Source organism: Pseudomonas agronomica (genome assembly GCF_025917275.1).
In the GTDB taxonomy this organism is placed as follows: Bacteria; Pseudomonadota; Gammaproteobacteria; order Pseudomonadales; family Pseudomonadaceae; genus Aquipseudomonas; species Aquipseudomonas agronomica.
The window spans coordinates 1-2,840 of sequence record NZ_JAOSHO010000585.1 but is presented as its reverse complement, the minus strand read 5'-3'; the positions used below and the strand labels follow the sequence as shown (position 1 = coordinate 2,840).

General features: G+C 62.1%; 3 protein-coding genes. 2 read left to right on the top strand and 1 reads right to left on the bottom strand.

All coding sequences use genetic code 11. The annotated features are described in order from the left end of the window. Positions 1–11 precede the first annotated feature (11 nt). Entirely contained in the window at positions 12–1,376 is a 1,365-nt protein-coding gene (locus OC610_RS24835; RefSeq protein WP_264431660.1) for a formimidoylglutamate deiminase, read from the bottom strand. Positions 1,377–1,521: 145 nt separating this feature from the next. Here OC610_RS24835 and hutC point away from each other — a divergent pair, with 145 nt between their 5' ends. Both hutC and OC610_RS24825 read left to right on the top strand, forming a co-directional pair. Continuing rightward, positions 1,522–2,232 carry a histidine utilization repressor gene (gene hutC, locus OC610_RS24830; protein ID WP_264431661.1) on the top strand — a complete coding sequence of 237 codons (711 nt, stop codon included), beginning with the start codon at positions 1,522–1,524 and terminating at the stop codon, positions 2,230–2,232. Beyond that, the gene (locus OC610_RS24825; protein ID WP_264431659.1) at positions 2,229–2,798 is read left to right on the top strand and encodes a HutD/Ves family protein; all 570 of its coding nucleotides are present in this window, start codon (positions 2,229–2,231) and stop codon (positions 2,796–2,798) included. The genes hutC and OC610_RS24825 overlap by 4 nt, the downstream gene beginning before the upstream one ends. The last annotated feature ends 42 nt before the right edge of the window (positions 2,799–2,840 follow it).

The following is a 2,840-nucleotide window of genomic DNA, read 5'->3' as shown; positions in this document are numbered from 1 at the left end:
TTGAATTGTCGTCAGCCCAGCAGTTCTCGCAGTACCCGGGTAAACGCCCGGGCGCTTTCTTCCTCGCCGGCATGGTGTCCGTCGCGCACTTGCCACTTGCCGGCAACCATCACATCGCGCACCTGGCGATCGCCGCCGGCAAACAGCCAACGGTTCAGGATGCCGTCGCCATTGGCCGTGGCCAGGTACGGATCGTTTCCATCGAGTACCAGCCAGTCGGCGCGCTTGCCGACTTCCAGCGCGCCGATGGGTTGGCCCAACGCCTGGGCGCCACCTTCCAACGCTGCGTCATACAGGGTACGTCCCACCATCGGCTGGTCTGCTCGGTACAGCCGGTTGCGGCGCTGGTCCCGCAGCCGCTGGCCGTATTCCAGCCAGCGCAATTCTTCGACGACGCTCAGCGACACATGACTGTCGGAACCGATGCCCATTCGCCCACCTTGGGCGAGGAAGTCCACGGCGGGAAAAATCCCGTCGCCCAGGTTGGCTTCGGTGGTCAGGCACAGACCGGCAATCGCCCGGCTCTTGGCCATCAGGCTGACTTCCTGCGGATTGGCGTGGGTGGCATGGACCAGGCACCAGCGTTGACCCACCTCGGCATTTTCGTACAGCCATTGCAGTGGCCGCACGCCGCTCCAGCTCAGGCAGTCGTCGACTTCCTTTTGCTGTTCGGCGATGTGGATGTGCACCGGGCAATCACGGTCGCTGGCGGCCAGCACGTCGTGGATCTGCCCGGGTGTCACGGCGCGCAGCGAGTGGAAGCACAAGCCCAGCGCCTGGGACGGTTGCCCGGCCAGGATCGGCTGCAAGCGTGACTGGAGCTTCAGGTAGTTTTCGGTACTGTTGATGAACCGGCGTTGCCCGTCATTGGGCGCCTGGCCGCCGAAACCGGAATGGCTGTAAAGCACCGGCAGCAAGGTCAAGCCAATGCCCGCGGCACTGGCGGCCTGACTGATACGCAGGGCCAGTTCGGCCGGGTCGGCGTAAGGCGTGCCGTCGGTGTCATGGTGTACGTAATGGAATTCGGCAACCGAGGTATAGCCGGCCTTGAGCATTTCGATGTAAAGCTGCCGGGCGATGATGCCAAGCTGGTCGGGGCTGATCTTTCCGACGAGGCGATACATCAGGTCGCGCCAGGTCCAGAAACTGTCATTGGGATTGCCCGCCACTTCCGCCAGGCCGGCCATGGCCCGCTGGAACGCATGGGAATGCAGGTTCGGCATGCCCGGCAACAGCGGACCGCTCAGCCGTTCGGCACCGTCAGCGTGGGAATCGGCCTGGATACGGGTCAAGACGCCTTCGGCGTTGACCTCAAGACGTACATCGTTGGCCCATCCATTAGGCAGCAGCGCACGCTCGGCAAAGAAGGCGGACATCGGTTGAACCTCGTTGCGTGTAATTTGTATATACATATACAGACGTTTGCGTGCCCGGTAAACTCCGGCAAGCTAGTCATCAATATTCGCAGAACAGGAATACGCCGTGCCGACTCCGCCTGCCAAACCGCCGCTGGCCGCAAACATGGGTGACAGTCCGGCGCCCTTGTACGCCCGCGTCAAACAGATGATCACCCAGCAGATCGACAGTGGAAACTGGCCGCCCCATTACCGTGTGCCATCGGAAAGCGAATTGGTCAGCCAGTTGGGCTTCAGCCGCATGACCATCAACCGGGCCTTGCGGGAAATGACCGCCGATGGCCTGTTGGTGCGCATGCAGGGTGTCGGTACGTTCGTGGCCGAACCGAAGAGCCAGTCCGCGCTGTTCGAAGTGCACAATATCGCCGACGAAATCGCCTCCCGTGGTCATCGCCATACCTGCAAGGTTGTCACCCTCGAGGAAGAGGCCGCCGGTTCCGAGCGCGCGTTGGCCCTGGACATGCGCGAAGGCCAGAAGGTGTTTCATTCGCTGATCGTGCACTTCGAGAACGACATCCCCGTGCAGATCGAGGACCGTTTCGTCAACGCGCTGGTCGCACCCGATTACCTCAAGCAAGACTTTACCCTCCAGACACCCTACGCCTATCTGAATCAGGTCGCGCCGCTGACCGAAGGCGAGCATGTGGTCGAGGCAATCCTGGCCGAGCCCAGCGAATGCAAGCTGCTGCAGATCGAGCGAGGCGAGCCGTGCCTGTTGATCCGCCGCCGCACCTGGTCCGGGCGCCAGCCGGTGACCGCCGCACGCCTGATTCACCCGGGCTCCCGTCACAGTCTGGAAGGGCGTTTTCATAAATGAGCCAGTTGAAGGTTTTACGCGCTGCGGATTACCCGCGCATGCCGTGGAAGAATGGCGGTGGCAGCACGGAAGAAATCACCCGCGATGCCGGTGCCGGCCTCGAAGGTTTCGGCTGGCGCCTGTCGATTGCCGATATTGGTGAGTCGGGTGGTTTTTCCACCTTCGCCGGTTACGAGCGGGTCATCAGTGTCTTGCAGGGTGACGGCATGACGCTCAATGTCGATGGCCAGGCCACGCGGCCATTGCATCCGCTGGACCCTTTTGCGTTCAGCGGTGAGAGTCATGTGCATTGCACCCTGCTGGGCGGGCCGATTCGCGACTTCAATCTGATCTACGCGCCGCAGCGTTACCGTGCGCGGTTACAGTGGTTGGGCGGCCAGCAGCGGTTTTTCAGCGAGGCGGGTACGGTGCTGGTGTTCAGTGCGGCTCCGGGGTTGGCGATAAAGATCGGCGAGTCCGCCGTTGACCTGGGGCTTTACGATTGTCTGCAGCTGAGCGGTAACACTGCGCTGGTGGATGTCTCCACCCACGGTCAATGCTGCGTGATTGAGCTGACGGCTCACTAAAATCCGGCGAGAACGCTGTTGTGGCGAGGGAGCTTGCTCCCG

Bases quoted from the DNA above. Each gene is read 5' to 3' on its own strand.
- OC610_RS24835 (WP_264431660.1), bottom strand. From the start codon at position 1,376: ATGTCCGCCTTCTTTGCCGAGCGTGCGCTGCTGCCTAATGGATGGGCC.
- hutC (WP_264431661.1), top strand. From the start codon at position 1,522: ATGGGTGACAGTCCGGCGCCCTTGTACGCCCGCGTCAAACAGATGATC.
- OC610_RS24825 (WP_264431659.1), top strand. From the start codon at position 2,229: ATGAGCCAGTTGAAGGTTTTACGCGCTGCGGATTACCCGCGCATGCCG.